Consider the following 26,420-nt stretch of genomic DNA (forward strand, 5'->3'; position numbering starts at 1 on the left):
ATTTGATCCAAGTTAATTTTACATCCTGCGGGTATCGCGCAAATGATAAACGCGAAAAGTCCTGATATATCCACTTCACTGGCCAGCCAAACCCCACCGATGAGAGATCCGAGGAGTAATAAGCTGTCTCGCTCTTCAAATTCGCGATTGTCCAGCTCAAAATTGCAGCAGCGGGCAAGCTACATGAAAACTGCTTGATGCGTTGTGGCATACAAATTGTCATTTTAACAGGCCACTTAAAGTTGCGTGTTCGTTAAGTCTCAGAAACAGAATTCATTATACATAGCTTAAACAGCGGCAGAACATATGGTAAAAATGCCATTTTTCCATATGTCGTTTTGTTGTAACTTCACTATAAAAATCCTCGCACACAAGCTAGTGCTAAAACTCATGAACCGGGATTGCAAAACGGTCTGATTTTTAGTTCATTGAAGCCTCGACTTGGAGGCTTTTCACGACCCGTCGCCGGTTTAATCTCACCCATTTTGAGCGGAATATTATTTAACCATTGTTGACCAAAAAAGCCTCGCGGACGCGGGCTGGTCCGCGGGCGTCGCACATCAAAATAATTACCCTTGTGTAAGATCGCATGGACTTTCTCGTGGTCAACAAGCGTACCTGCACTCTTATCTGCGACCAGGGCATCTCATCCCAGCCGTCCCAGAGCTTACCCGTCACATCGACAAACTCAGCAGCCCGATCATAGCGCGTTGCCTGCTCAAGTAACGGCCGGTCTCCGAAGTTTGCCGCAGATTCAGGATGAAACCTGGTCGCAATGTTCCACGCCGCTCTACCCTTGGAAATATGATCGAGACTAGCAAACGCACAAGCGATGCTGAAAGGATCGGCATAGGTTGTCAAAGCTGTCGTGATAAGACCTATTGTACTTGTTGAAACAGCAAGCGCCGATAAAAGCGTGAGAGGCTCGAAGTGCCAGCTCAATCCCTTCCAAGGATGATTAATAATAGAAAGGCCATCTGTAATGAAGAGGGAGTCGAACTTCGCAGATTCCACTTTGCGGGCGATCTCAATATAATAATCGATATCAAGAACTTCGCTAATCCTGTTGGATGGGTGCATCCATCCCGAGAGATGGTTACCCTGAAGTCGCATGAAAAGATTTAGATGGATTTCTCGTTTTGATATCGTGTCGCCTGCATTTTTGATCGGCCTTAGACAACGAACTTCACGAGTGAGCGTATAGCCTTCAACGGTTCATTTAGCCCGGTTATACGACTGCAATGCGCCACGGTCCATTTCAATTAAACTACTGTTTATGAACGATTATTTCCCTTCAATGAACGAATTTAGGTTCGTATATCTCCAAGGCCTAAAACTCGTTTTATGCGGTACATTTACTGAGTTTTGAGTTTAGCATTACACAAATCAACGGCATTTCCCATGCACAATGATTGCCATTTAGTAGTTACAAGTAATCAGGAGGTGGGCGTGAGGGTGAGTGTTGGCAGCTTCAAGGCTTTCTCGAATTAAAGTTCATCAGTGATAAATCAGTTCTAGTCTCCGAAAAACGGCGGGGTGTTTTTCCCGCCGCCATTTCATTTCCATTCGTCAGCTCTTGAGCGCGTTTTGATCTCATCAAAAGAAATTGTACGTCTCAAATATTTCTGAAAACTATCTCTTAGTTTTCAAGATACGCTCTAATTCTTCACTGTGTCTTCGAGAAAGAACCGTCCGAGCGGATTCTGATAGAAGTTATCGATATTCTTGCCCGTGACGTTAATATACGGGCTGTAATAAAGGTCGATCCAGTTAACGTCGTCTTTCGCCATTTTCTGCAAATCGACATACATCTCTTCACGTTTTTTGGGATCAAGCTCAAGACGGGCTGCGGCAACAAGGTCTTTAACCTTCTCATTGTTATAGCGCGTCATGTAATTCATGTTGGTATCGTGGCCGAGCACAAATGTTGTCTTCTGATCGGGGTCGAGAACATCATTCGTCCAGTACATGACCGAAATATCGTAGTCGCCAGCAATCAACATATCCCAGCTCTGACTTGAATCGACTTTCTGCAGATTTACCGTAACGCCTGCTTTTTGAAGCTGCTGCTGCAAAAGAACTGCAATCTGTTCGTCGGTTTCATTGCCTGCGTTGACGATGTAATTAAGCGAAAGATCGGATGCACCGGCCTCAGCAAGCATCTGTTTGGCCTTTTCAGGATCGTACGGACGCTTGAGATTGTCTGCATAATGATAGAGCGCTCCCTTCGGAATATAGGAATTTGCGACCTGACCAATTCCAAAAGTCACCGTATCAACGATCGACTGTTTGTCGATTGCCATATCAAGGGCCTGTCGAACTTCCTTCTGAGCGAGAGCTCCATGCTCATGATTGATAAGCAGGTGATCTTCTCGCGTGGACGTATCTTCCTGAACCTTAAGGTTAGTATCCTTTTTCAGCTCCGCTACGCGTGAAAACGGAACGAAAATTGCAGCATCGAGTTGCCCAGCCTGCACGTTGAGCATACGCGTATTGTCATCAGGCACGGAAATCCATTCGACGCCATCAAGTTTGACGCGATTAGCTTCCCAAAAGTTCGGATTTTTCTTGAGGATCACACGGTCGCCGCGGCGCCATTCATCCACGACAAATGCACCGGATGCGACAGGCTTTTCCGCGTAGGCATCTTCGCCCATCTCTTCCAGTCCTTTTTTTGAAAGAACAGATACGTTCGGTAGTGCCAGCGTGGAAAGAAACGGTGCGGAAGGTGTCTTCAGTTTAATAACCAGTGTCTGCGGATCGGCTGCTTCTGCCGTATCCACGACTTTATAAGAGTCGCTCCAAAGTGAGGCCGGATTATCGCGAATTCGCAACAGTGAGAACGCTGCATCATCGGCCGTAATCGGCGATCCGTCCGAGAACTTTGCCTCGCGCAGTTTGAATGTATAGGTCAAACCATCATCGGAAATGGTCCAGCTTTCAGCCAGACCGGGCTCCAGCTTTGTACCGGTCTTATCGACACGCACCAGCACATCATAGACATTGGAAAATACCCAGTTATCGATGTTCTGGGCAGTTTTGATCGGATCAAACGTTGATGAGTCCTCTCGACGGCCAATGGTTAAAACACCCGCGGCTTCGGCAATTGCCGCACCAAAAGTCATAGTCGTCATGACAGTGACGAGACCGAATTTCATCCATTTTTTGAGCATATTGTATTCCCCTTTTATTTTTGGTTGGTCGCACATTGATTTTAATGTGTGTTCAGGAAGCATCCGCCAAAACGCGTTCTTCAAACAACGATTTTGTAGGATCAATATCGGGTATCGCGCCGATGAGGGCCGCGGTATATGCCTGTTTCGGATGTGCGAAGACGTCAACGCTCAACCCTTCTTCGACAATCTCGCCGTGGTACATGACAACCACGCGTTCACAGAGATTGCGAACGACCGCGAGATCATGAGCTATGAACAGCAAGGTCAGTTGCATCTTGCTTTTCAACTCGCGAAAGAGCTCGACAATTTGCGCCTGAATAGTGACATCGAGAGCTGCAATGCACTCATCAGCGATGATGATTTTGGGGTCGACAGCCAACGCACGCGCGATGCCCGCGCGCTGGCATTGCCCACCGCTCAGGCTACGCGGCTTTCTTGTGGCAAAGCTCCGATCAAGTCCCACCAGATCAAGAAGCTGAATGATCCGTTCAGGGATGTCCTTCACATCTATCTTGCCCTGAACGCGCAGCACTTCGGCCAGTGTGTCACCGATCGTCATGCGTGGATTGAGCGAGTTAAACGGGTCCTGAAATACCATCGCCGCATCCCGGCGCAATGCCCGCAAAGCCTCTTTCCGGTCAGCACTCAACGTCAACCCGTCAAATGTAATGCTACCTTCCGCAATAGGCGCGAGACCAAGAATGGCGCGTGCAAGCGTGCTTTTGCCGCTGCCGGATTCTCCGACGATGCCAATTGTTTCACCAGCCCGGACTTCAAGACTCACGCCTTTCAAAGCGCTCATTGTTCGGCTTTTCAGAAAGCCACCGGCAACGGGATATCGCACATGCAGATCATTGACCTGTAACAACGGTGCTTGGCCCGGAACAATTACAGAATGCAGCGACGCGGCCTCGGGCATTGATGGATGACTGGCAATAAGATTGCGCGTATAGGGATCACGCGGATGCCTCAGCACGTCCTGTTTCAAGCCCTGTTCGAGCAGCTTTCCGTTGCGCATCACCGCGATGCGGTCGCAGGTTTGCGCAACCACACCGAGGTCATGGGTAATCAGAATAATGGAAAGTCCGCGCTGATCGCGAAGCTGCATCAGAAGTTGAAGGATTTGTGCCTGAATGGTCACATCAAGCGCCGTCGTCGGCTCGTCTGCAATCAGAATTTCGGGATCACATGCAAGAGCGACCGCAATCATCGCACGCTGTCGCATACCGCCGGAAAACTCATGCGGAAAGCTTCCATATTGGCGTTGTGGGTCGGTAAATCCGACCTGCACCATCATTTCCACGGCGGCCACTTTTGCCTTGGCTTTAGCCAAACCTTTGTGAAAACGGATGCCTTCCGCAATCTGATCACCAACGCTCATTACCGGATCAAGATGGCTGGTTGGATTCTGAAAAATCATCCCGATCTTGCCACCACGCACGCCGAGCATTTCGGCCTCGCTTGCATGGACCAGATCATTGCCATCAAGAATGACTGATCCGGCGGAGATCTTTAATATCGACGACGGAAGAAGCCGGACTATTGATCGGCAAAGCAAACTTTTGCCGGATCCGCTTTCGCCCACCAGTCCAAGGATTTCACCCTCGTTCAAATCAAATGAAACATGATCAATCAGACGCCGATTTTCATCTGGCAGTTGCGCTTCAACTTCAAGATTTTGGATGGAAAGAACTGGTTTGGTCATTCATGCACTCCCAGCGCTTCACCCAATCCGTCGCCAAGCATGCTGAACCCGAAGGCCAGAAATACAATCGACAAGCCGGGGAACAAAGTAATCCACCATGCAGTGGTCACGAACGGCTGCCCCTCAGCAACCATCACGCCCCATTCGGCAACAGGAGGCTGAACGCCAAGTCCGAGATAGCTTATCGCCGCGCCATTGAGCAGAACGAGAACCGCATCAGACATCACAAAAACCAATGAACCGGCAATCGCGTTGGGCAGGAGATGACGAAACATGATGCGGAAGCGGCTAAAGCCAAGACTTTCGGCCGCGACCGCGTAATCCGTTGATTTCAAAACCAGTATCTGCGCTCGCACTAGACGCGCATAAGAAACCCAGCCAACCAGCGCCATTGCAATATAAAAGCTGGTGAGGCCCGGTCCTAAGATCGCAATGATAGACAGCATCAAGACCAGAAACGGAAAGGCCAGAATAATATCAATCAGACGCATGAAGATCGTGTCGATAATTCCGCCAAGAAACCCTGCAATTGTGCCAAGAATCGTCCCAATGGCAAAAGGAAATATGACGCCGAAAACTGCAATCTGAAGATCAATGCGTGCGCCCCAGATAACCCGCGACAGCACGTCACGACCAAAATTATCAGTCCCAAACGGATGAATCCACGATGGCGGCTGTAAACGCACTTCGGCATTCTGAATAACGGGATCAAAAGGGGCAATCAGTGGTGCGCCAAAAGCCAGCAACACGAAGAAGATGAGCACACCAATTCCGATGGCCAATGTGGTACGGCGGCTGACAAAACGACGCCAATTGATAAAGGTTAAAGGCAAAAAGCGTGCACTCATAGCTTCACCCGTGGATCAAGCGCTACAGTGGCGATGTCGGCCATGAAATTCACCAAGACCGTTGCGCAAGCAAACACCATCGCAACCCCTTGCACGACCATATAATCACGGGAAAATATGGCGCGTACCAACAGCTGTCCCATGCCGGGAAGCGCAAACACGCTTTCCACAACAACCGTACTACCAATGAGCCAACCGATATTTACGGCCAGAAGATTGACCGTTGGCACAAGCGAGTTGGGCAGAACATGCCGCCAGAAAACAATGCTTTCTGGCATTCCGCGTGCCCGTGCGGCGGTCGCCAAATCCGAGTTCAGTGATTGGATCATCGCCGCACGAAGACTGCGGGCGAGAACAGTCGAGAGCGAAAATGCAATTGTCAGGCTTGGCAATATCAGATGAGACAACTTTTCTTTGAACGTATTGCCATAGCCAGAAACCGGTAGCAGATCGAGTTTAACGCTGAACAGAATAATCAGCATCAAGGCGAGCCAAAAGGGTGGAAATCCGATTCCAAAGGTCGAAACAGTGCGGATGACATGATCGCTGAGTTTGCCATTTTGCCTTGCAGAGATTGCCGCGAGGGGCACCGCGATCAGGATCGACAGAACAACACTGCAAATCACCAACATCAAAGTCGGTTCAATGCGCGTTGTAATTAGTTTCAACACGTCAATCTTATAGAGGATCGACTTGCCCATTTCACCATTTGCAAGGTTGCGCAGGAAATAAAGATATTGAAGCCACATCGGCTCATCGAGACCATACTGCGCACGAATGTTGGCGATGGCAGCCGGTGTTGCGCGTGTACCAAGGAGTACGCGGGCCGGATCACCCGGAATTAGCCGGACCAGCACAAAGGTAATCAAGCTAATGCCAAACAAAACTGGCAACAACTGTAGTGGACGACGGAGTACGAACTGAAAGCGATGCATGAGTTGTGTGGTTTCTCCCGGCTATACTGATTTATTGCGAGGAACGGTGTCGATTTATGAAGGCGATCAAGGCCGGATAATAGTAAGCCGGATTTTCGTAAAATGGCATATGGCTTGCATTTGGCACCACATGCAGTTCAGCATTCTGCAAAGCCATTTTCATGCGCAGAGCGCAAGCGGGCGTCAATTCATCGTGCTCACCGACCGTAATCAGCACAGGCACATCAATCTTACCAAGATCAGGCACACGGTTCCAATCTTTCAAATTACCCGTATAGAGAAACTCATTGGGCCCCTGCATTATCCCGTATGGCCCCATATTCCAGTCATCAAGTGAACGCGTGACCGGTGCAGGCCATTCTGACAACCGGCAAACATGTCGATAATTCAAAATGGTAATCGCTGCGGCATATTCAGGATGCTCCAGCGTCCCTTGCGCCTCATGCTTTTGCATCATCGCAACGGTTTCCGCCCCTAATGCATTGCGCAGCCGCTCCAGTTCACCCACCAGATGCGGCATGTCAGCAACCGTATCTTCCAGAATAAGAGTCTTCAAATTTTGCGGATAAGTCAGCGCATAATCAATGCCCAGCCAACCACCCCAGGAATGACCAAGCAAATGAACCTTGCCAAGACGCAATGCCTGACGAACGGCTTCTGTTTCCTCGACATAACGATCAATTGTCCACAACGTCGGATCGGTCGGGCGATCCGATGCGCCAGTGCCAAGTTGATCGAACGCAACAACCCGATAGCCCTCATCAATCAAACAGGAATGGGCATCTCTAAGATAATCGCACGGCAACCCCGGCCCACCGTTAAGGCAGAAAACCACGTCATTACCTGTTCCAAAACTATAGGCTATAACTTTATGAGCGCCTACGGACACTTCATACCGATCATCCGGTTTCATCTCACGCCACATATGTTCCCCGATCGCCGCTCCGACTTATTTTACCGCGTCGAATTGTCAGCATCTTTTTTCTTTTGATTTTGATTTTGATTTTGATTTTGATTTTGATTTTGATTTTGATTTTGATTTTGATTTTGAACCGAATAATTAAACTACACCAGCTATAAGAAGTGATAGGATGTAATGGGGGAGGAAGTTTCGGAGATCGGGATGCGAGACCAGATTGAAACTTTCAGGCAAAGTTTTACAGCTCATCAAACGCTCGACGGGCGTATTGATGAGATATTTTTAGCTATGAGGCCGCTCGGCTTTGAAGCGCTTATTTACGACTATACCCCTTCCGCTTTCGACATGAATGGCGACATGATGGGCCCATCACTGATGAAATTGCGCAATATCAGCGATGATATGCAGGAGTTTTGGGCTGATAAGGGCTATTTCCGTATCGATCCTGTGCAGCGGCTCGCGTGTCGCGCATCAGTTCCATTCTTCTGGAACTATGATGAAAAGTCTGAATCCAAGCTACAGGAATTCATGACGGAAGATACTGCTCCGGTCGCGAGTTACCTTCACGAGCGCGACATATCCGCAGGCGTCACCGTTCCAATCCATATGCCCTACGGCGACTACGCAACGGTTACCGGTGTTTTTTCCGGCACCCGAACCGACTTCAAAGAGCGTGCGCTGCGTTATGTTGCTGATTTCAATCTTATGGCCCTAATCTTTCATCAAACTGCCTATGAACTGTTTGATGAGCGCATTCGCGGTCTTGGCAAAGTCCATTTGACGGAACGGGAGCGCGAATGCCTGCGCTATGCAGCGGAAGGTCTGTCGGCGAAAGAAATTTCCCGTATCATTGCGCGATCCGTACCAACGGTCGTGATGCATCTCAATGCGGCGGCAAAAAAACTAGGGGCCAAAAACCGCACACAAGCCGTTGTGCGAGCCACACGCGCCCGACTGCTGGATGCCTGACTTCACCTAACACCTATAAGTTATGATAGCTGCCACAGGCAAAGAAGCGGCGTTATGGTTCTCCAAAAAGCAGATAAATGGAGGACCAATTGGCTTCAATCAGGCAAACGGAAGGCTTTGTCCCTTTCCGCGACTATCAGACTTGGTATCGTGTTACCGGCTCGCTCGATTCAGGAAATATTCCACTCGTCGTGGCTCATGGTGGGCCAGGTTGCACACATGATTATGTGGATGCCTTCAAGGACATTGCTGAACTCGATGGTCGCGCCGTCATCCATTATGACCAGCTCGGCAATGGAAATTCCACGCGTCTGACAGAGAAAGGTCCTGATTTCTGGACTGTCGATCTGTTTCTTGAAGAGCTTGATACCGTCCTGAAACATCTTGGCATTCAAGATCGCTATGCCTATCTCGGCCAGTCATGGGGCGGGATGCTGGGCGCAGAACACGCTGTTCGGCAACCTGCAGGCCTTAAGGCACTCATTATCGCCAACTCCCCTGCAAACATGCACACATGGGTCGCAGAAGCCAACCGCTTGCGCCTTGAACTACCAGCTGATGTGCAGGAAACTTTGTTAAAACACGAAGCAGCGGGAACGCTGACTGATCCTGAATACATCACAGCGTCTCGTATATTTTATGATCGCCATGTTTGTCGCGTGACCCCTTGGCCGACGGAAGTTGCACGAACTTTTACAATAATGGACGAAGACAATACCGTCTATCGCAACATGAATGGCCCGACGGAATTTCATGTAATCGGTACGATGAAAGACTGGACAATTGAAGACCGCCTCATCCGCATTCAAGTACCAACGCTTGTCGTCTCAGGCCGTTACGATGAAGCAACTCCATTGGTTGTGAAGCCATATGTGGACAATATTCCGAACAATAAGTGGGTAGTATTTGAGGAATCTAGCCATATGCCACATGTCGAAGAGCGCGATATGTGCATGAAGACCGTATCTGACTTTCTAAACAATATTGAAAGGGTTTGAACTCAAAGTTGTCAGATAATCTCTGGCGACTTTGGTCGCATTTTGGCGGTCGGAACCGTCGAGTTCAGACTATTCTTAACTGCAACATGCCAATAAATAGATGATGTTAGCCATGGAAGAGATTGGATACAAAATTACTATTCGCAAGTCACTTTGCCTCAACGTCGTCGTCTTTTCGAGCTTTATTAAGCAGCTAAAAGTCCCTCTCGGCGGTATTATGTAACTCATGTCTCGTAATCACTCGACGATCTACCGCGGAATCATGCGCAATATCTTTTGGGAACACAGAGATACCAGGCTATAACGACGATGATAGCGTAGTTTTCAACAAGATCAGCAAACACGCGCACTAATTCGTTTCTGGGACATCTTCTGACTCAGTTCGACCTAAAGTTTCGCTAATCATATTTGATACACTGTCTGCCGCTTCGCGTATGGGATCCGGCGCCAAGTGCGCATATCGTTGCGTTGTCTGAGATTGACTGTGCCCTAACAATTTCCCCACTAAGTATAGGCTTTGTCCCGTTGAAACGGCCGTGCTTGCAAAATTATGCCGAAGATCATGGATACGCAGGTCATGCAAATCTGCTTCGCAACAAATCTCAAACCATATCTTTTGAATACTGATTGGCTTATCCCCTCCCACTGATGAAGGGAAAATCAGTGGTGAGCCAGCGACTTTGGGAGCGATTTTATCAATGATAATGCATTATCCCCTAAGTGCACTTCTTTTTAGCCAGTTTTGCTATCAGGTAACTTTGCTAGACGGTGTTCGAAATCAATCCAGGACCATTGCAAAGTCAGCGCCTTGTTCCTTCTACATCCTGTCATGGAGAGGAACCTTATCGTGGCTACTGCAAATATGCTTAGCCCCTTCTTTTCCGCTGAATAGAGAGCTTTTCCCAGTCGGTCCAATTCCTCAGGAGTTAAGTACCTATCATGAGTTTTTAGCTTAAACTGCTTCGTGCCCAAGGCTGAATTATCAGCACGATATCCATTCTCAACGGCGAACGTCAACATTGACGATAACAAGCCTAACGTCCGATTGGCTGCGCCCTTCCCACCGGTAACTCGGGCTAGCCCTCTGGCCTTCGTTTTGACTCTTGCCGCGGCTTTGCCGGTAGCGACATCGTTGATGAACTATTGAATATCCACTCGACGAATGTCTTTTACTTTAATTCGCCCGAATAATGGTGCTATGTGCGGAGCCATCAGCCCCTTTTCTTTTGCAACGGTAACAGGCTTTTTATGAGCGCAAGCGATTTTCCAATAGATATTACCCAGCTCTTCAATGGTAATGTCATTGCGACGCGACCGTTTCTCTTCGTACGGGTCAACGCCTTTAACAATTTCCCCAAGGAGGCGTTTTGCCTCATCACAAGCTGCATCCGCAGACCATGGCGCTCCAAAAGCTCCGATCGTAAATCGCTTTAAGCTTCCGTTAAGCCGGGATTGGAGAACAAATATCTTTTTTCCGGCTGGTGTAACTTTAACGCCAAATCCTTTGAGTTCCTCATCCCAATGGAGAACATCTTTGCTGATTGGTTCGATACCATCAACGTTGCGCCTTGTTAATTTCATCACTTTGCCCTGATTGCTAGCAATCTATTGAACGGGAATTGCAAGGATTTATGATGATGCAGGAGGACGTTGACTATCGCTAACTAACTGTTTTCGTTATCACCAGTGACGAACGGGGAAAAACAGTGATCATACCGCGCACTTTTCGTAATGATGGGGTCAGCAGTTCGCGCGGCCCCGGCATAGCCCCCGCTACCGGGCCTTCTTATTGGATGTTAAGAAAATCAAAGGCTTGAACTAACGTAATATTCGCTCTGAACGCGGCCTTTCGTAGGAACGGCTAACACTCGAGGCGATGGCCATAGCGCTCAATATGCCGGTGGCAGCCCTCTTCGTTGAGACACAACCCGATGCGGAAAAACCCAACGGGCTTAAAGCGGGCACAAAGCCGATATAAGTCTAAAATATAGCCTCTGAAAGCGGCGTTTCTTGACGTTGAAAGAGCCCGTTTATTCGATTGCGATTAAACTCGAGAGAATCCTATTTAAGCACATTTAGTTCGCAACCTTTCTGGGTACCGGTCGAAGCTTCTGAAAATAATCAAGGCGCAAATAAAAGTTTCTGGCTCAAACGCACCCTTCTACCAGTCAGCAAATGAATAACGCCATCTTGGGATTAGGATTACAAAAAACGGCGCGCTCGCCAACGCTTGATTAAATGTGCGTCGATAACTGAGATTTTTTGTAGCGTAAATTTTCGCTGAATATTTGATGTTGTCGCGATTATCTCCCAATGTGCTTGTAGTGCAAAGGTTTCTATTGTGAAAAATAGCGGACCAATAAGATTTTTGTTGCAGAAAATCGATTTTTCCAGCAAGCTAAGTGAGCTTTTTGGGAGGAGCTATGACAAAGAATATAATTCTGGTGGATCCGTTACCGCGGACTCTGGACCTTATCATGCGTCCGGAAGTTAGGTCACGACTTGAGGCGCTGGGTGAGCTTGTCATTAGTGAAGACAAGCCGATGGATGATGATACAATTGAGCGCTACTTGCCGGATACTGTGCTTCTGATAGGACAGACTGCCATGCCCAAAGAGCGGCTTGATCGTGCACCAAAGCTCAAAGGCATCTTCAATGTAGAAACGAATTTTCTGGCCAATATTGATTATCAGGCCTGCGTAGAGCGCGGCATATGGGTGCTGACACCTGCTTCAGCCTTTGCTGGTCCGGTTGCTGAATCAGCTCTCGCGATGGTGCTTGATCTGGCGCGCGGAATTACCATAGCCGACCGGGAAATGCGTGCTGGTACAGAGCAATATGGTCTTGAGGGCAATGTTGATACCGTGCGCTTTATGGGGGCAACGGTTGGGATTATCGGCTTTGGCGATCTTGGACGACAGTTTCGTGATCTCATTCGTCCTTTCCGCAACAAAACACTGGTTTATGATCCGTGGTTGCCGACTGAAATTATAGAGCGCGCAAATTGTATTCCGGCATCCCTCGATCAGGTCGTAAAGGAGAGCCAGTTCATTCTGGTTTTTGCAAGTGTGACCAGCGAAAATCAGGGTCTGATTGGTGCGCGCGAATTTGCAATGATGCAAAGGGGCGCAAAGTTTCTGCTGATGAGCCGGGCTGCGGTTGTGGATTTTCCGGCCATGCTGGAGGCAGTTAAATCGGGACATATTCAGGCCGCAACCGATGTTTTCCCGGATGAACCTGTAGCATTCGGTGATCCGGTACGTTCTGTCGAAGGGCTTTTGCTTTCCGCGCATCGTACGGGCGGAACGCGTGATGCGTTTTACGAAATCGGTTCAATGACTGTCGCAGACGCTGAACTGATCATGAAAGGTTTGCCGCCACAATTGTGCCGCCGGGCTGATCCGGCAACGGCTGCGAAACTCCGGTCCAAGCCGGTGACGATATCATAACATAAAAACAAGTCTGCCAATATTTTCACGTTCTATGGAGGAGAATGAACATGAAAGCCGGTAAAACTTTATTGTTGTCAGCCGTTTTTGCGGTCGGTGCATTCATAAATGCATCTGCCGTGCAGGCAGCTGATTATGCTGTTATTCTGAAAACTCTGTCCAATCCATTCTGGCAATCGATGAAGCAGGGCGTTGAGGACAAAGCCAAGGAACTGGGCGTCGAGGTGGATATTTTTGCCTCTCCGACCGAAGATGATACGCAGGCGCAGTTGCAGCTTTTCGAGGATGTGTTGAACCGTGATTATAAGGCAATTATGTTTGCCCCGATTTCTCCGGTTAATCTGGTCCAGCCAGCGGCTCAAGCCTATAAAAAGAACATTCCGCTGATCAATATTGATGAAAAGGTCGATCTCGCGGCTCTCAAGCAGGCGGGTGCCAATATTCAGGCTTTCATTACCACCGATAATAAGGCGGTTGGTGCAAATGGTGCTAATTTCATCATTGAAAAGCTTGGTGCTGACGGTGGTGAAGTCGCGATTATCGAAGGTAAGGCTGGCGTTGCATCGGGTGAAGACCGTAAAGCTGGTGCTACTGATGCTTTCAGCAAAGCATCCAATATCAAGCTGGTTGCAAGTCAGCCTGCCGATTGGGATCGCCTGAAGGCGCTTGATGTCGCAGCCAATATTCTGCAGTCCTCACCTAATCTGAAAGCTTTCTATTGTGCCAATGACACAATGGCGCTGGGCGTAGTGCAGGCCGTGCAGAATGCTGGCAAAACGGGTGAGGTGATTGTTGTGGGAACAGATGGTGCGCCGGAAGCGCGTGAATCTGTTCAGGCCGGACGTCTTGATGCGACGGTTGCACAGAACCCTGCCACAATCGGCGCAGATGCGTTGGTTGCCGCTGTTGAAGCTGTCAAATCCGGCAAGTTGATTGCGCCGGATGCAGATGCACCTCAGGTCAATATTGAATCTGTGCTGGTGACCAAACAGTAAGAAAAATCGGGTGCGGTCAGAGCTTTTCCAGCAAAACGCGAAAAGTGAAAAGTTCTACCGTATCCTTTTCCTAACTCATCGTTGACCGAGGAGGGTTTCATGCCGGATTCTGGCCACGAATTGCCACATCCTCTTATTGAGATGCGCAATATTGCCAAATCGTTTGGTGGTATTCAGGCGTTGAAGGGCGTTGATCTCGATATTCATCCCGGTGAGGTGCATGTGCTGCTTGGCGAAAACGGCGCTGGCAAATCCACTCTCATGAAGGTTTTGTCGGGTGTGTTCGCGCCGACCAGCGGCGAAATCACCATTGATGGCCAAACACATACGCGTCTTACGCCGGGGCAGGCAGCTCAGTCTGGCATTTCGATTATCTATCAGGAACTCAGTATCATCGACGAGCTGTCAGCACTCGAAAATCTGTTTGTCGGTAATTTGCCGGTTAAACGCAGGCTTTTGTTGACGAGCATAGACTGGAAACTGATGCGTGCGCGTGCGCAAGCCATTCTTGCCCGGCTGAAGATCAATATCAATCTAGATCGTCCGGCTGGTGATCTGCCGATTGCCCATAAACAAATTCTCGAAATTGCCAAAGCTTTGATGGGAAATGTCAGAGTTCTGGTGATGGACGAGCCAACATCCTCACTGACGCGTGTTGAGATTCAGAGCCTTCTGCAACTGGTGAACCAGCTTCGTGAGGAAGGCATGGCGGTACTGTTCATCTCGCACAAGTTCGATGAAGTGCGCCAGATTGGTGACCGCTTTACGGTGCTTAAAGATGGTAGCTCCAATGGCACGGGTATGATCGCAGATTATACAAATGATGAGCTGGTTCAGATGATGGTTGGCCGTGCGCTGATACATAATTACACAAATCCTGCGCTGGATGATGAGTCGCCGGTTGTTCTAAAAGTCAGCAACGTTACTTCCGGCTCCAATGATCGCGTTCGGGACGTGAGTTTTGAAGTGCGTCATGGCGAAGTGTTTGGCTTTGCCGGTCTGATAGGTTCAGGCCGCACGGAACTGATGGAGTGCCTGTTTGGTGCAGACAAACGTGCTTCTGGTAAAATTGAACTCAATGGCCGCGATGTTACGCCCCGGTCCCCGTCTCAGGCTTTGAAAAATGGAATGGCTTTCATTACTGAGAACCGCAGAAAAACGGGTTTTTTTCAGAATTTTTCCATACTGGAAAACATAGTACTTTCCAAGCGCGTGAAAGATGCTCCTTTGGATGGCATGGGTGCCGTTGTCAGCAAGCGCGATGACCGACGAATTGCCGAGATGGAACGTAAAAAACTCAATGTGAAAAGCTCATCCGTCGATCAGATGGTAACTGAGCTTTCTGGCGGCAACCAACAAAAGGTGATTGTCGCCAAATGGATGGCGACCGAACCTGACTTAATCATCTTTGACGAGCCGACGCGCGGTATCGATGTCGGTGCCAAAGCGGAAATCTACGCAATCATCCGGCAACTGGCCTTGCAGGGCAAAGCAATTATCGTGGTTTCTTCAGAGCTCGCAGAAGTGCTTGGGGTCTGTGACCGCATTGCGGTTTACCGCGATGGCAGCATCGCGACCATCGTTGATGGGCACAACGCAAATGAAGAAATCCTTTTAAGCCACGCTATCGGTGGAGCAGCATCATGAAAAAGTTTCAGGAGAACTGGGACAGATACGGCACACTGTGCATTCTGGTCGTTATTCTCGTTCTGTTTAGTGTCCTTTCGCCTGAGTATTTTCTGCGTCGGCAGAATCTTGTCCAGATCATGCTGCAAAGCTCGATCACGATCCTACTGGCGCTTGGCGAATTTTTCCCGATCCTGATCGCGGGCATCGATCTGTCTGTCGGTTCCATTCTGGCCTTGGCGGGTATCGTGACTGGCAAACTTCTGCTTGCAGGTTTTGATCCCTATAGCGCGGCGCTGATCGGTGGTGCTGGCGTTGGCCTGACGCTCGGCGCATTCAACGGCCTTCTGGTCAATTTTACCGGACTACATCCGTTTATTATTACTCTGGGAACAAATGCCATATTCCGCGGTATAACCCTGATTATTTCCGGTGCAAGTCCGGTTTTTGGCTTCCCCTACAGCTTCACTGAAACCTTTGCAGGCACGATCTTGTGGGTTCCTGTCCCCGTTATCGTTGCCTTTGGTATGGCCGCCATCCTTTGGTATTTAACGCAGCAGACGAGGCTTGGCCGCAATATTTATGCTATCGGCGGTAATCGTGAAGCTGCGTTTTTCTCCGGTATCAACGTTAAAAAACATACGCTGATCGTATTTATGATTTCCGGTCTTTGTGCGGGTCTTGCGGGTGTATTAAGCACGGCCCGTCTTGGTGCGGCCGAACCCGCAGCCGGTACGGGTTTTGAAACTTTCGCCATTGCGTCCGCGATTATTGGTGGAACCAGTTTCTTTGGTGGCAAAGGCCGTATTCCTTCTGTTGTGATCGGCGGGCTTATCATTGGTACGATCAGCAATGGTCTTAATCTGATGCGGGTGCCAACATTCTATCAATTGGTTGTCATGGGCGGCCTGATCATTGTAGCGGTCACCCTTGATCGTTTGATTGCCACCAGAAAGTAACAGGAGCGATTGCATTCCAATATGACACGACAATCCCCGCCAAAGGCTAAAAACCTGGCGCCGCCAAAGACCGCAAAGCCGGTGACTATTCAGGATGTGGCAAAATATGCAGGCGTCGCACCGAGCACTGTTTCCAATGTGCTGACCGGACGTAAATTCGTCCATCAGGATTTACGGAAAACGGTTCTCGAAGCCGTTGCCGAGATGAACTACAAACCGAACTTCGTCGCTTCCAGCCTGCGGCAGGGGCGAACAAATTCCATCGGAATTATTGTGCCGGATATAACCAATCCGTTCTTCTCGGAATTTGTGCAGCGGGCGGGAACGGTTGCGATGCTGGATCGCATGCAGCTTCTGCTCATGAACAGCAATGAATTGTCGGTTACACAAGCTGATCTCATCGATACACTGATTGCGCGACAGGTGGATGGTCTGATTATCTTTCTCAGTGATGAGGAGATTGCATCTGGTGGTAATTCGCTGATCCGCTCTGTGCCGACGGTTCTGGTGGATCGCGGTGCCGAACTGCCGGATTTCGATACGGTTGCCATTGATAACAGTGCTGCCACCCATGCTGGGACCGCCCATCTTATTGAAATGGGACATAAGGATATAACATTTCTCGCAACGCGTGACAGTCTGGTTCATATGAACCAGCGCGTTGAGGGCTACAGAAAAGCGATGGCCGAAGCCGGGCTCTCGGACCACGTCAAAGTGATTTATGCCGGTGTAACAATAGAAGAATGCAGGCATTCTTTAGAGCAACAGGTTTTTAGTCAGAAGCCACCGACAGCCTTGTTTGCATCGGCGTATATTGCAACACTGGGTGCTATCAAGGCTGCAAGACAGGCGGGGCTTGAGATACCCCGCGATATATCGCTGTTAGGCTTTGACGACTCGGACTGGATGACAGTGCTCAAGCCAACTATCAGCACGGTCGCACAGCCGATTGATGCGATGGTGGATAGCGCGTGGCAGCTTCTCATGCAACGTATCGGGGAGCCTGAGCGACCGCTCTCGCACGTGGCGCATATGACGGATATGCGCGTGCGGGAATCTGTGGCTCAACAAATCTCAAAAACCGAAACAGATTGATCGGGAGAAAATTATGCAGAAAATTCGACTGGCTATGATCGGCGGTGGAGAAGGCGCGCTGATCGGAAACGTGCATCGTATTGCAGCACGGATGGATAATGAGTTTGAACTGGTCGCCGGTGATTTCAGCTCCGATCCTGAGCGCAATTTGCGATCTGCCAATGCATTGGGTGTCTCAGATGATCGGGTTTACGATACGGTAGAAGCGCTGATTAAGGGTGAGAAAGCGCGACCTGATGGTGCAGAGGCGGTCGCTATCGTTACGCCAAATCATTTGCATTTTGATGCCGTCAAAGCCTGCTTGCAGGCGGGATTTCACGTTATTTGCGATAAGCCTGTGACCTCTGCACTAGAGGATGCCGTCGCGCTTGTTGACATTGTACGAAATGCGCCGGGTATGTTTTTCTTGACACATAATTACACCGGGAACGCCATGGTGCGGCAGATGCGCGACATGGTGCTTTCCGGGGAACTGGGCGAGATACGCTTTGTCAATTGCGAGTATGTTCAGGACTGGCTCAGCGAACCTGTCGAACTGCAGGGGTCCAAGGCTGCTGAATGGCGGACCGATCCTCAGAAGGCGGGCGCAGGTGGGGCAATCGGTGATATTGGAACGCATGCCTATAATCTCGCATCTTACGTGACAGGGCTGACGCCGGATAAGCTTTGCGCTGATCTTACTTCGTTTATCAAAGGACGCAGGCTTGATGATAATGCTTCGATCTTGCTGCGTTATGACAATGGTGCAAAAGGGCAATTCTGGATTAGTCAGGTGGCAATCGGCAACGAAAACCGCTTGAATTGCCGCATATTTGGCACCAAAGGCTCACTTGAGTGGTCGCAGGAAGACCCTAACCGCCTCTGGTATTGTAAATCAGGGCAGCCGCGCGCCATGCTAACGCGCGCAGGCAATGGGGCGACCCACGGCAACACGCAATCAGGCCGTGTCCCTCCTGGTCATCCGGAAGGCTTTCTGGAAGCCTTCGGTAACATTTATAAGTCGGCTGCCAATGCAATTCGCAGCCATCAGCAGCGCAAGAGCGATCCAAGCAATATTGCATATCCGACAATCGAAGACGGACTTAACGGACTTTATTTCATCGATGCCTGTATCCGCTCCAACGAAGCGGCAAATGGCTGGGTCGATGTCGAAACCTGTGCGAGGGAGAGCGCATAATGAAAAGCTACAACAACCAGATAGGTGTTCATGCTTTGGTATGGACCGGCGATACATCCAAGGCCTCAATTGAACTGGCTGCAAAGCGCAGCGTTGAAACGGGTTATGATCTGCTTGAACTCTCATTGCATGATCTCGATAATCTCGATGTCAATCATGCCCGTTCGGTTTTAAGCGCTTCTGACCTTTCGATTGTGTGCTCGCGTGGATTAGCATTTGATGCCGATGTTTCAAGCGATGACCTGTCTGTTGTTCGCAAAGGTGCGGAACTTCTTCATCATTCGCTGATTGCCACGCATAGCCTTGGCGGAAAACTTTTGACTGGCGCGCTCTATTCGGCGCTCGGAAAGTATGGAAAACCCGCAAGTGCAAAAGGGCGTGATAATGCTGTTGCTGTTATCAGAGACCTTGCAAGTGAAGCCAGCAAGCTCGGCGTTACTTTGGGATTAGAAGTGTGCAACCGCTATGAAACCCATCTCGTTAATACGGCAAGGCAGGCCCTGTCACTGGCCGACGATATTGGGGCGGATAACACGGTAATTCACCTCGATACGTATCACATGAATATTGAGGAAGATAACCTCATTCGTCCATTGCACGAAGTGGGTGAGCGGCTTGGATATATCCATATTGGTGAGAACCATCGCGGCTATCTGGGATCAGGACATATCGATTTCACCGGCTTCTTTCATGCCCTCGCTGACATAAAGTATCACGGGCCGATAACGTTTGAATCATTCTCTTCGGCAGTTATCGCAGAAGGGCTTTCTAACGATCTCGCAATCTGGCGTGATACCTGGTCTGATGGGTTTGAGCTTGCAAAGCATGCACGTTCTTTTGTCGATACTCATCTTTCGGTGGCATGACACTTCAGTGGTTGCGGCAAGCTATTCAAAACCGTTGGTTCATCTGAACATGTGACCGGACGCGGTCTTCGCTAATGCGTTTAATCGCAGCTTCTCGAAAGACCGCGCATCGTCACATTCTTGTGGAAAATGGGCAACAAGCAAATTACGCCTCCTGATGTCAGACTGTACCGCTTTCACTCTCCGGCAGACCGACTTCGGTCGTATGGTTTGCAGCATCAAGGTTACAGAGAAATCATGCCATGATAATTCGCATTTTGTAGATGAAAATTTACGGGCTCTCACCGGCTTGCCTTTCCCAAGGTCATTGCACGAACGTTAGAAACTGGTCAGTCCAAAATTGGCCCCTTTTTCGACAAGTGGTGAACAAGGCAACACAGCAAATATAGCAAAATTCACCTTTTACCATATGTTCCAACTACCATTACTCATGCTTTCTTTTTCTGTCAGGTCACGAACATAACGTAACCTACTACAACTCATCATCTGTTGATGATTAATTTATCGGCTATTTCCATGATCGACGGAACGTCATCCCCGGGACATATCCAATGGCGGTTTCACATCTTCACCGAGCGGGCAAATATACGGCGTTCTGGACGTGTGTCCGGACAATGCTTCTTTCGCCTCTTTCAACAGAAGCGGGTCGATAATCGCATTCAATCCAGTGGCAGCCATTGCCTTTGCGGCGTGAACCATCGCTTTGTGTGCAGCCGGTGACTTCCCCTGTGCAACAATCTGCCAGGTATGAAACGGGGTACCAATCGCCACTGTCGGTGCGTGAACCTGAACTGTCGGTACAACCCAACTCACATCGCCAATGTCTGTCGAACCAATAAAGGGTTTGCGATTGGTATTTTGTGGCGTGAGGAAGTTGGCGAGTGGCTCATCCGTTACAGGCATTCCGATCGCCTTATATACCGACGCTATGTCTTTCTCGGAGAACGTCTTGCGAATTTCGCCTGCAAACGCACGGTCCTGATCGTCAAAATCAGGCAATCCCAATTCATCCATCGCGCTGAAAAGCGCATTTTCCAACGGCTTATTGTCGAGAGTATTTGAAACGGCACTAACAATTTTCATCTCGACAGTTGTTTCTGTCATCATGGCAGCACCCTGAGCGATCTTGTGCACACGATGAACAAGATCGTTCATATCCTGCAATTCCATTGCGCGGATTGAATAACGAACGCGCGCATGCGCTTGAACGACATTGGGAGCGATACCACCAGTATCGAGAATTGCGGAATGAACACGCGCGTCCGATGGCATATGCTCGCGCATGTAATTGACACCGACACTCATGAGTTCAAGCGCATCAAGCGCGCTTCGCCCGAGATGCGGAGCTGCGGCAGCATGTGCTGCGCGTCCTTTGAAGGTAAAATCAGCACGCGTATTTGCCAAAGAAAGCGCAGGAGCGACCTCCCAAAAACTGTATGGATGCCATGAGATTGCAATATCGACATCATCAAAAGCGCCAGCACGCACCATAAACGTTTTGGCAGCACCACCTTCTTCAGCCGGACAACCATAATAGCGCACACGGCCCGGAATGCCTTTTTCTGCGAGGTAGTTCTTCAAAGCAATTGCCGCGAGCATTGCACCAGAGCCAAGCAAATTGTGCCCACAGCCATGGCCATGACCGCCCGCCTCTACTGGCCGATGCTCTGAAACGCCAGCTTCCTGACTAAGCCCGGGCAACGCATCATATTCGCCCAAAAATGCAATAACCGGGCCGCCCTCTCCGGCTTCGCCAATGACCGAAGTCGGAATATCTGCAATGCCCTCAACAACCCGAAAACCCTGATGCAGAAGTTCTGCCTTATGCTCGGCCATCGAGCGAACCTCTGTATAACAGACCTCTGGCATTCCCCATACGCGATCACTCAATTCGATGAGACGCTCTTTCTGCTCATCGACTTTTTTCCAGAGATATTCATGATTATTTGCATTCATTGTTTGGTCCGATCTCTATTTCTAAAGCTGGGCTACGTCGTCAAAAACAAGTTCATTCGCCGGTGGAATTCTGCCCTCAAACCAAAATGCAGCGGCGGCACGAGACATAGCTGCGCCGTCATGGCCCACGCCTTCAATGTCGACCAAAATCCAGTTAAACGGAAGCCCAAGCTTTTGGGCATGGGTCTTTGCGAACGCATAGACAAAATGTGCGCGCTTGAAACGAGAGGCGCCTTGCGCCAGAGCTTCTGGCTGTGATGGGAGGTTTGGATCATCTTCTGCGATGTCCTGATCGCCCGCAAATATATGCATGGGATACGCAAACCATCGCTCAAGCTCATCATGTGACAAACCAATCCCGCCCATACCTTCGGGAAACTCACGATCAAAATCCGGTAGCGTGTACCAGCCCGGGTTGGCGGCAATCACTGCATGAAAAGGATAGGTTTCCTGCGTAGCTAGTAAGCGATGGGCAAATTGTCCACCCGCCGAGTGGCCATATAGAAAAGCTGTTTCCTGATTGGTCACACCTGATTCTTGCAACGCAGCAAACACCCGCGCCGGCACACTATACAACCATTCTGAACGGTCTCGAACACTAGCATCCGGGCGAAGAACAAGTCCATTATTATAGCTTTCAGCCATAGGGAAAAACGTATCTGAAAACGTCGGTGCAGCTATCAGCAATCCGTGCTTTTCTGCCGCTGGTATCCAGAAGTCCCGATACTCATCACCATTACGCAGCATACCGTGTTGAACAACCACAACGGGATTCTGCGGCTGATAATTCTCCGGTCGATAGAAGTTCACTTCCAACGGACGATCAGGCTGATACCGATCAATAAATGGAAGCACGCTTCTGCCGATTTCTGGATTGAGCGAGGAGGTGATCATTGTAACTCCGAATTATGCAAATGACATGCAGCGCTTTGATGAGCGGAAACTTCTTTAAGTTCAGGGCGATGAACGCTGCAAACCGGCATGGCTTGAGCGCAGCGTGGATGGAAAGGGCAACCGCTTGGCGGCGCGAGCGGAGACGGTAGATCACCCTTGAGCGGCTCGAAATTGCGCTTGCGCCGTTTGACGGATGGGCTGGCATTGAGCAAAGCCGCACTATAAGGATGAGCAGGATTTGCGAAAATTTCAGCCGCTGTGCCAATTTCGACAATACGGCCAAGATACATAATCGCTATTCGGTCACTGATATGTCGCACAACGCCCAGATCATGACTAACGAATAGATATGTCAGTCCATATCGATCACGCAAATCCATAAACAGATTGATAACTTGCGCCTGAATTGACACATCAAGCGCTGAAACCGGCTCATCGCAGACCAGAAAATCAGGTTTGACGGCAAGTGCACGCGCAATGCCAATACGCTGTCGCTGGCCACCAGAAAACTGATGCGGATAGCGTTCGCGATAGGCCACATCAAGACCCACTTCCTCAAGTGAACGATCAACCGTGCCTGAAATTCCATCCCTCGGCACAAGCTTATGAACTTTCAGCGCTTCCGCAACAATCTCATGCACTTTCATTCGTGGATTGAGCGATGCAAACGGATCCTGAAAAATCATCTGCACTTTCAGCAGAAAATCAAGCTTTTCGCGGTCCCGCAATTCTGCGACGTTTTTATCTTTATAAAATACATCACCCGCCGTCGGCTTATGAATGCCAGTTGCCATACGGGCCAAGGTGGACTTGCCGCAGCCAGATTCTCCAACCAGTCCAAGGACCTCACCCTTTTTGACACTCAGATCGACGCCATCAACGGCGCGCAGTAGCCGATTGGGTTGTTTCTTGCCTGCAAGACTGAGCAGCTTTTCAGCCATTGTCACTCTGGATTCAAAGTGTTTACGAACGCCCTTCATCTCGAACAAAACATCGCTCACGAGATTACCTCCAGGCTTGCGACTGGGTTGTGGCAGCGGAAAATATGATCTCCAACACTCTGCTTTTCCGGGTAAATTTTCGTGCAAACGTCAATGACATGATCACAGCGCGTTCGAAATGGACATCCGGATGGTCGCGCATCAATACGCGGCGCATTCCCGTTGATTTGATGAAGACGCTCGCCCGGTTCAACCATGCCGGTAGAGGAACTCAGAAGGCCAAGCGTATAGGGATGCATGGGGCGATCAATCACATCATCCACCAGACCGCTCTCAACAATCTGTCCGGCATACATCACTGCAACTCGATCAGCCAATTCCGCAACAACCGCAAGGTCGTGCGTGATCCATAAGACAGCTGTTCCGGTTTCACGCGCCAGTTTCTGAACCTCATAAAGAATTTGGCTCTGTATGGTCACGTCCAAAGCAGTTGTTGGCTCGTCTGCAATGATAAGGTCGGGGCCATTCAACAAAGCGATTGCAATGGCCACGCGCTGACGCATGCCACCGGAAAACTCGTGCGGATATTGCTTCAGCCGCGCTTCGGGTGAAGAAATGCCAACTCGTGTCAGAGCCTGCATTGCTTCCCTGCCCGCTTGTTCCCGGCTACAAGTACGATGCTCGAAAATTGCTTCAAGCATCTGCTCTCCGATGGTGAGGACGGGATTGAGCGTTGAAAGCGGATCTTGAAAGATCATCGCAATACGGTCACCGCGCAGCGAACGCAATTCTTCATCTGAAGCCTTACGAAGATCCGTGCCATTAAAGAGAACCTTGCCCTCTACAATCTCTCCCGGCGCATCAATCAATTGAACTATAGAAAATCCTGTTACGGATTTTCCAGAACCAGACTCCCCAACGAGGCAGAGAATTTCACCGCGCCCGACCTGAAGATCGACCCCATCAACCGCAGACCATGCGCCACCGAGTAGGTGAAAAACAGTCCGCAAACCCTGTATATCAAGAAGCGCTGTCATGCGTTGGCCCTCACATTAAAGCTGCGGCGAACACGATCACCCACAAAATTCAGTGAAATGATCAGGAGGACCAGCGCTATGCCCGGGAACACTGCAATCCAGTATTCACCTGAGAGAAGATACTCAAAACCATTCGCTATCAGCAGGCCAAGCGAAGGCTGGGTAACAGGTACACCAACGCCCAAAAATGATAGGGTAGCCTCCAGCGTTATCGCACCCGCAACGCTTATTGTGGACATGACAAGCACTGAACCGACCGAATTTGGGAGCAAGTGTGCCAACATGATATGGCGTGTTGGAAGACCGAAATTGACTGCGGCCTCAATATATTCTTTGCGCCGTTCAACCATCGCAGAAGCACGCATCAAACGCGCATATTGTGCCCATTGAACCACGATAATAGCGAAAATCACCTTATCTATTCCGCGTCCCACCGAAGCCAAAAGCACAAGAGCCACAAGGATCGATGGAAACCCGAGCATGAAATCGACAAAACGCATAATGAGCGTGTCAACAATTCCACCGCTTTGCGCCGCAAATAATCCGGCCGTGACGCCAATAATCATCGCACCAAGTGTCGAAAGAAGCCCAACGAGTAGGCTTGTGCGAAGGCCATAAAGGATCGCACTGACCATATCGCGCCCCTGCGCATCTGTGCCAAGCCAATAAGTCATCCCTGTCATACTGGCTGAGCCGGGTGGAAGGCGGTTGTCCATGACACTCAGCGAGCCAAGGTCATAAGGGTTTTGCAGCGCAATAAATGGTGCCAGGATCGCAAGCAGCACCATGCATGCAAGCAGAATAGCAGCACCGCGCATCGTGGGTTTATTGCGAATGCGCTTGAGTACAAGCTTGCGCAAAGATGTGTTAGCAGCTTCGGGAATAATGGGCTTGTTCATACCATCTCTCCCGAAAGCTTCACTCTTGGGTCGAGGGCCGCATAGAGCACGTCAACAATGAAATTGACGCCCACGAAAAGCAATGTGGCCAACATGACATAGGCGACAACGACAGGCCGATCGAGCTGATAGATACTATCGATCAGAAGTTTGCCCATGCCCGGCCAGGAAAACACGGTTTCCGTGATGGTGGAGAAGGCAACCAGACTGCCAAACTCAATGCCTGCGACAGTCACAACGGGGATCAGAATATTGCGCATAATATGCCGAAAAACGATGCGCTTGCGGCGTACACCCTTGGCGCGGGCAAACTTAACATAATCTTGCGTTGTGGCCTCAGCCGTGCCTGCCGCAACAAGACGCACAAGCAAGGCTGATGTCGGAACAGCAAGATTTAGTGTTGGCAAAATGAGGTGGCGTAAACCATCGAGTGTAAAGAGGCTTGTCTGAAAGCCCAGAAGAGCAACAGTCTCTCCTCTTCCCGCAGTTGGAAGCCACCCGAGAACCACACTAAACAGCAAAATCAACATCATTCCCTTCCAGAAACTAGGAAGAGAAAAGCCGATGACCGTTCCAGCTAAAACAATCCGCGAAAAGCGACTTTCAGTATTCAGCCCCGCATACAGTCCCAAAGGTACACTGACGATTGTAGCAAGCGTCATAGACAAGAGTACCAACTCTAATGTGGCGGGAAGACGTCCGAGTATGAGGGATACAACCGGCACGCCATGCACAAAGGATGTCCCCAAATCGCCTTGCAGAGCATTGCCAAGAAAGGTGAAATATTGCTGCCATACCGGCAGGTCCAGTCCAAGCCTCTTGATTAATGCCAGCCTTTCGGCGGCACTAACCTGTGGCGGCACCAGCAGTTCAATTGGATCACCAATACCATAAATGGCAAAGAAGACCGCGACCGAAACCGCCAGCAGTACCAGCGCGCTTTGGATCAAGCGCTGCAAAGCATATGCAGTCATCA

General features: G+C 49.7%; 23 protein-coding genes. 9 read left to right on the forward strand and 14 right to left on the reverse strand.

Features of this window, described 5'->3' with window-relative positions; translation table 11 throughout:
- Positions 1–501 precede the first annotated feature (501 nt).
- From ACOZHT_RS17105 to ACOZHT_RS17130, 6 genes are all read right to left on the reverse strand, one after another.
- A complete protein-coding gene (locus tag ACOZHT_RS17105; protein WP_421566125.1) occupies positions 502–1,080 on the reverse strand; it encodes an LLM class flavin-dependent oxidoreductase in 579 nt (192 codons plus the stop codon).
- A 578-nt stretch (positions 1,081–1,658) separates the two neighbouring features.
- Positions 1,659–3,173 (reverse strand): ABC transporter substrate-binding protein, encoded by a 1,515-nt coding sequence (locus ACOZHT_RS17110; RefSeq protein ID WP_421566126.1) that lies wholly within the window; start codon positions 3,171–3,173, stop codon positions 1,659–1,661.
- A 52-nt stretch (positions 3,174–3,225) separates the two neighbouring features.
- Positions 3,226–4,881 (reverse strand): dipeptide ABC transporter ATP-binding protein, encoded by a 1,656-nt coding sequence (locus tag ACOZHT_RS17115; protein ID WP_421566127.1) that lies wholly within the window; start codon positions 4,879–4,881, stop codon positions 3,226–3,228.
- Positions 4,878–5,729 (reverse strand): ABC transporter permease, encoded by an 852-nt coding sequence (locus tag ACOZHT_RS17120; protein WP_421566128.1) that lies wholly within the window; start codon positions 5,727–5,729, stop codon positions 4,878–4,880. The genes ACOZHT_RS17115 and ACOZHT_RS17120 overlap by 4 nt, the downstream gene beginning before the upstream one ends.
- The gene (locus ACOZHT_RS17125) at positions 5,726–6,664 is read right to left on the reverse strand and encodes an ABC transporter permease (RefSeq protein ID WP_421566129.1); all 939 of its coding nucleotides are present in this window, start codon (positions 6,662–6,664) and stop codon (positions 5,726–5,728) included. The genes ACOZHT_RS17120 and ACOZHT_RS17125 overlap by 4 nt, the downstream gene beginning before the upstream one ends.
- A 31-nt stretch (positions 6,665–6,695) precedes the next feature.
- Positions 6,696–7,589, reverse strand: a complete 894-nt coding sequence (locus ACOZHT_RS17130; protein ID WP_421566130.1) for a proline iminopeptidase-family hydrolase — start codon at positions 7,587–7,589, stop codon at positions 6,696–6,698.
- A 198-nt stretch (positions 7,590–7,787) separates the two neighbouring features.
- Here ACOZHT_RS17130 and ACOZHT_RS17135 point away from each other — a divergent pair, with 198 nt between their 5' ends.
- Positions 7,788–8,552, forward strand: a complete 765-nt coding sequence (locus ACOZHT_RS17135; protein ID WP_421566131.1) for a helix-turn-helix transcriptional regulator — start codon at positions 7,788–7,790, stop codon at positions 8,550–8,552.
- Between the two features lie 89 nt (positions 8,553–8,641).
- A complete protein-coding gene (locus ACOZHT_RS17140; protein WP_421566132.1) occupies positions 8,642–9,550 on the forward strand; it encodes a proline iminopeptidase-family hydrolase in 909 nt (302 codons plus the stop codon).
- Between the two features lie 349 nt (positions 9,551–9,899).
- Here the strand turns inward: ACOZHT_RS17140 and ACOZHT_RS17145 are convergent, their stop codons facing one another.
- Positions 9,900–10,196 (reverse strand): tyrosine-type recombinase/integrase, encoded by a 297-nt coding sequence (locus ACOZHT_RS17145; protein ID WP_421566133.1) that lies wholly within the window; start codon positions 10,194–10,196, stop codon positions 9,900–9,902.
- Positions 10,197–10,690: 494 nt separating this feature from the next.
- Positions 10,691–11,131, reverse strand: a complete 441-nt coding sequence (locus ACOZHT_RS17150; protein WP_421566134.1) for an integrase arm-type DNA-binding domain-containing protein — start codon at positions 11,129–11,131, stop codon at positions 10,691–10,693.
- A gap of 842 nt (positions 11,132–11,973) precedes the next feature.
- Here ACOZHT_RS17150 and ACOZHT_RS17155 point away from each other — a divergent pair.
- The 7 genes from ACOZHT_RS17155 (at position 11,974) to ACOZHT_RS17185 (ending at position 19,717) form a co-directional block, all read left to right on the forward strand.
- Complete coding sequence (locus tag ACOZHT_RS17155; protein WP_421566135.1) at positions 11,974–12,999, forward strand: hydroxyacid dehydrogenase; 1,026 nt, start codon at positions 11,974–11,976, stop codon at positions 12,997–12,999.
- A gap of 50 nt (positions 13,000–13,049) precedes the next feature.
- Positions 13,050–13,994 carry a D-allose transporter substrate-binding protein gene (gene alsB, locus ACOZHT_RS17160; protein WP_310014506.1) on the forward strand — a complete coding sequence of 315 codons (945 nt, stop codon included), beginning with the start codon at positions 13,050–13,052 and terminating at the stop codon, positions 13,992–13,994.
- Between the two features lie 99 nt (positions 13,995–14,093).
- The gene (locus ACOZHT_RS17165; RefSeq protein WP_421566136.1) at positions 14,094–15,641 is read left to right on the forward strand and encodes a sugar ABC transporter ATP-binding protein; all 1,548 of its coding nucleotides are present in this window, start codon (positions 14,094–14,096) and stop codon (positions 15,639–15,641) included.
- The gene (alsC, locus tag ACOZHT_RS17170) at positions 15,638–16,579 is read left to right on the forward strand and encodes a D-allose ABC transporter permease (RefSeq protein ID WP_250042863.1); all 942 of its coding nucleotides are present in this window, start codon (positions 15,638–15,640) and stop codon (positions 16,577–16,579) included. The genes ACOZHT_RS17165 and alsC overlap by 4 nt, the downstream gene beginning before the upstream one ends.
- Before the next feature lie 21 nt (positions 16,580–16,600).
- Positions 16,601–17,674, forward strand: coding sequence for a LacI family DNA-binding transcriptional regulator (locus ACOZHT_RS17175; protein WP_421566137.1), 1,074 nt, complete (start codon positions 16,601–16,603; stop codon positions 17,672–17,674).
- Positions 17,675–17,687: 13 nt separating this feature from the next.
- Positions 17,688–18,851 carry a Gfo/Idh/MocA family protein gene (locus ACOZHT_RS17180; protein ID WP_421566138.1) on the forward strand — a complete coding sequence of 388 codons (1,164 nt, stop codon included), beginning with the start codon at positions 17,688–17,690 and terminating at the stop codon, positions 18,849–18,851.
- Positions 18,851–19,717, forward strand: coding sequence for a sugar phosphate isomerase/epimerase family protein (locus tag ACOZHT_RS17185; RefSeq protein WP_421566139.1), 867 nt, complete (start codon positions 18,851–18,853; stop codon positions 19,715–19,717). The genes ACOZHT_RS17180 and ACOZHT_RS17185 overlap by 1 nt, the downstream gene beginning before the upstream one ends.
- Positions 19,718–20,248: 531 nt before the next feature.
- Here the strand turns inward: ACOZHT_RS17185 and ACOZHT_RS17190 are convergent.
- From ACOZHT_RS17190 to ACOZHT_RS17215, 6 genes are read right to left on the reverse strand one after another with little or no spacing between them, the layout of a single operon-like run.
- Positions 20,249–21,673 carry a M20 family metallopeptidase gene (locus ACOZHT_RS17190; RefSeq protein WP_421566140.1) on the reverse strand — a complete coding sequence of 475 codons (1,425 nt, stop codon included), beginning with the start codon at positions 21,671–21,673 and terminating at the stop codon, positions 20,249–20,251.
- Between the two features lie 21 nt (positions 21,674–21,694).
- Complete coding sequence (locus ACOZHT_RS17195; RefSeq protein WP_421566141.1) at positions 21,695–22,567, reverse strand: alpha/beta hydrolase; 873 nt, start codon at positions 22,565–22,567, stop codon at positions 21,695–21,697.
- A complete protein-coding gene (locus ACOZHT_RS17200) occupies positions 22,564–23,568 on the reverse strand; it encodes an ABC transporter ATP-binding protein (protein ID WP_421566142.1) in 1,005 nt (334 codons plus the stop codon). The genes ACOZHT_RS17195 and ACOZHT_RS17200 overlap by 4 nt, the downstream gene beginning before the upstream one ends.
- Positions 23,565–24,545, reverse strand: a complete 981-nt coding sequence (locus ACOZHT_RS17205; protein ID WP_421566143.1) for an ABC transporter ATP-binding protein — start codon at positions 24,543–24,545, stop codon at positions 23,565–23,567. Before ACOZHT_RS17205 ends, ACOZHT_RS17200 begins: the two co-directional genes overlap by 4 nt.
- The gene (locus ACOZHT_RS17210; RefSeq protein ID WP_421566144.1) at positions 24,542–25,444 is read right to left on the reverse strand and encodes an ABC transporter permease; all 903 of its coding nucleotides are present in this window, start codon (positions 25,442–25,444) and stop codon (positions 24,542–24,544) included. The genes ACOZHT_RS17205 and ACOZHT_RS17210 overlap by 4 nt, the downstream gene beginning before the upstream one ends.
- Entirely contained in the window at positions 25,441–26,418 is a 978-nt protein-coding gene (locus ACOZHT_RS17215) for an ABC transporter permease (RefSeq protein WP_421566145.1), read from the reverse strand. Before ACOZHT_RS17215 ends, ACOZHT_RS17210 begins: the two co-directional genes overlap by 4 nt.
- Between the last annotated feature and the right edge of the window lie 2 nt (positions 26,419–26,420).

Source organism: Ochrobactrum sp. EDr1-4 (assembly GCF_049199085.1).
Taxonomy (GTDB): Bacteria; Pseudomonadota; Alphaproteobacteria; order Rhizobiales; family Rhizobiaceae; genus Brucella.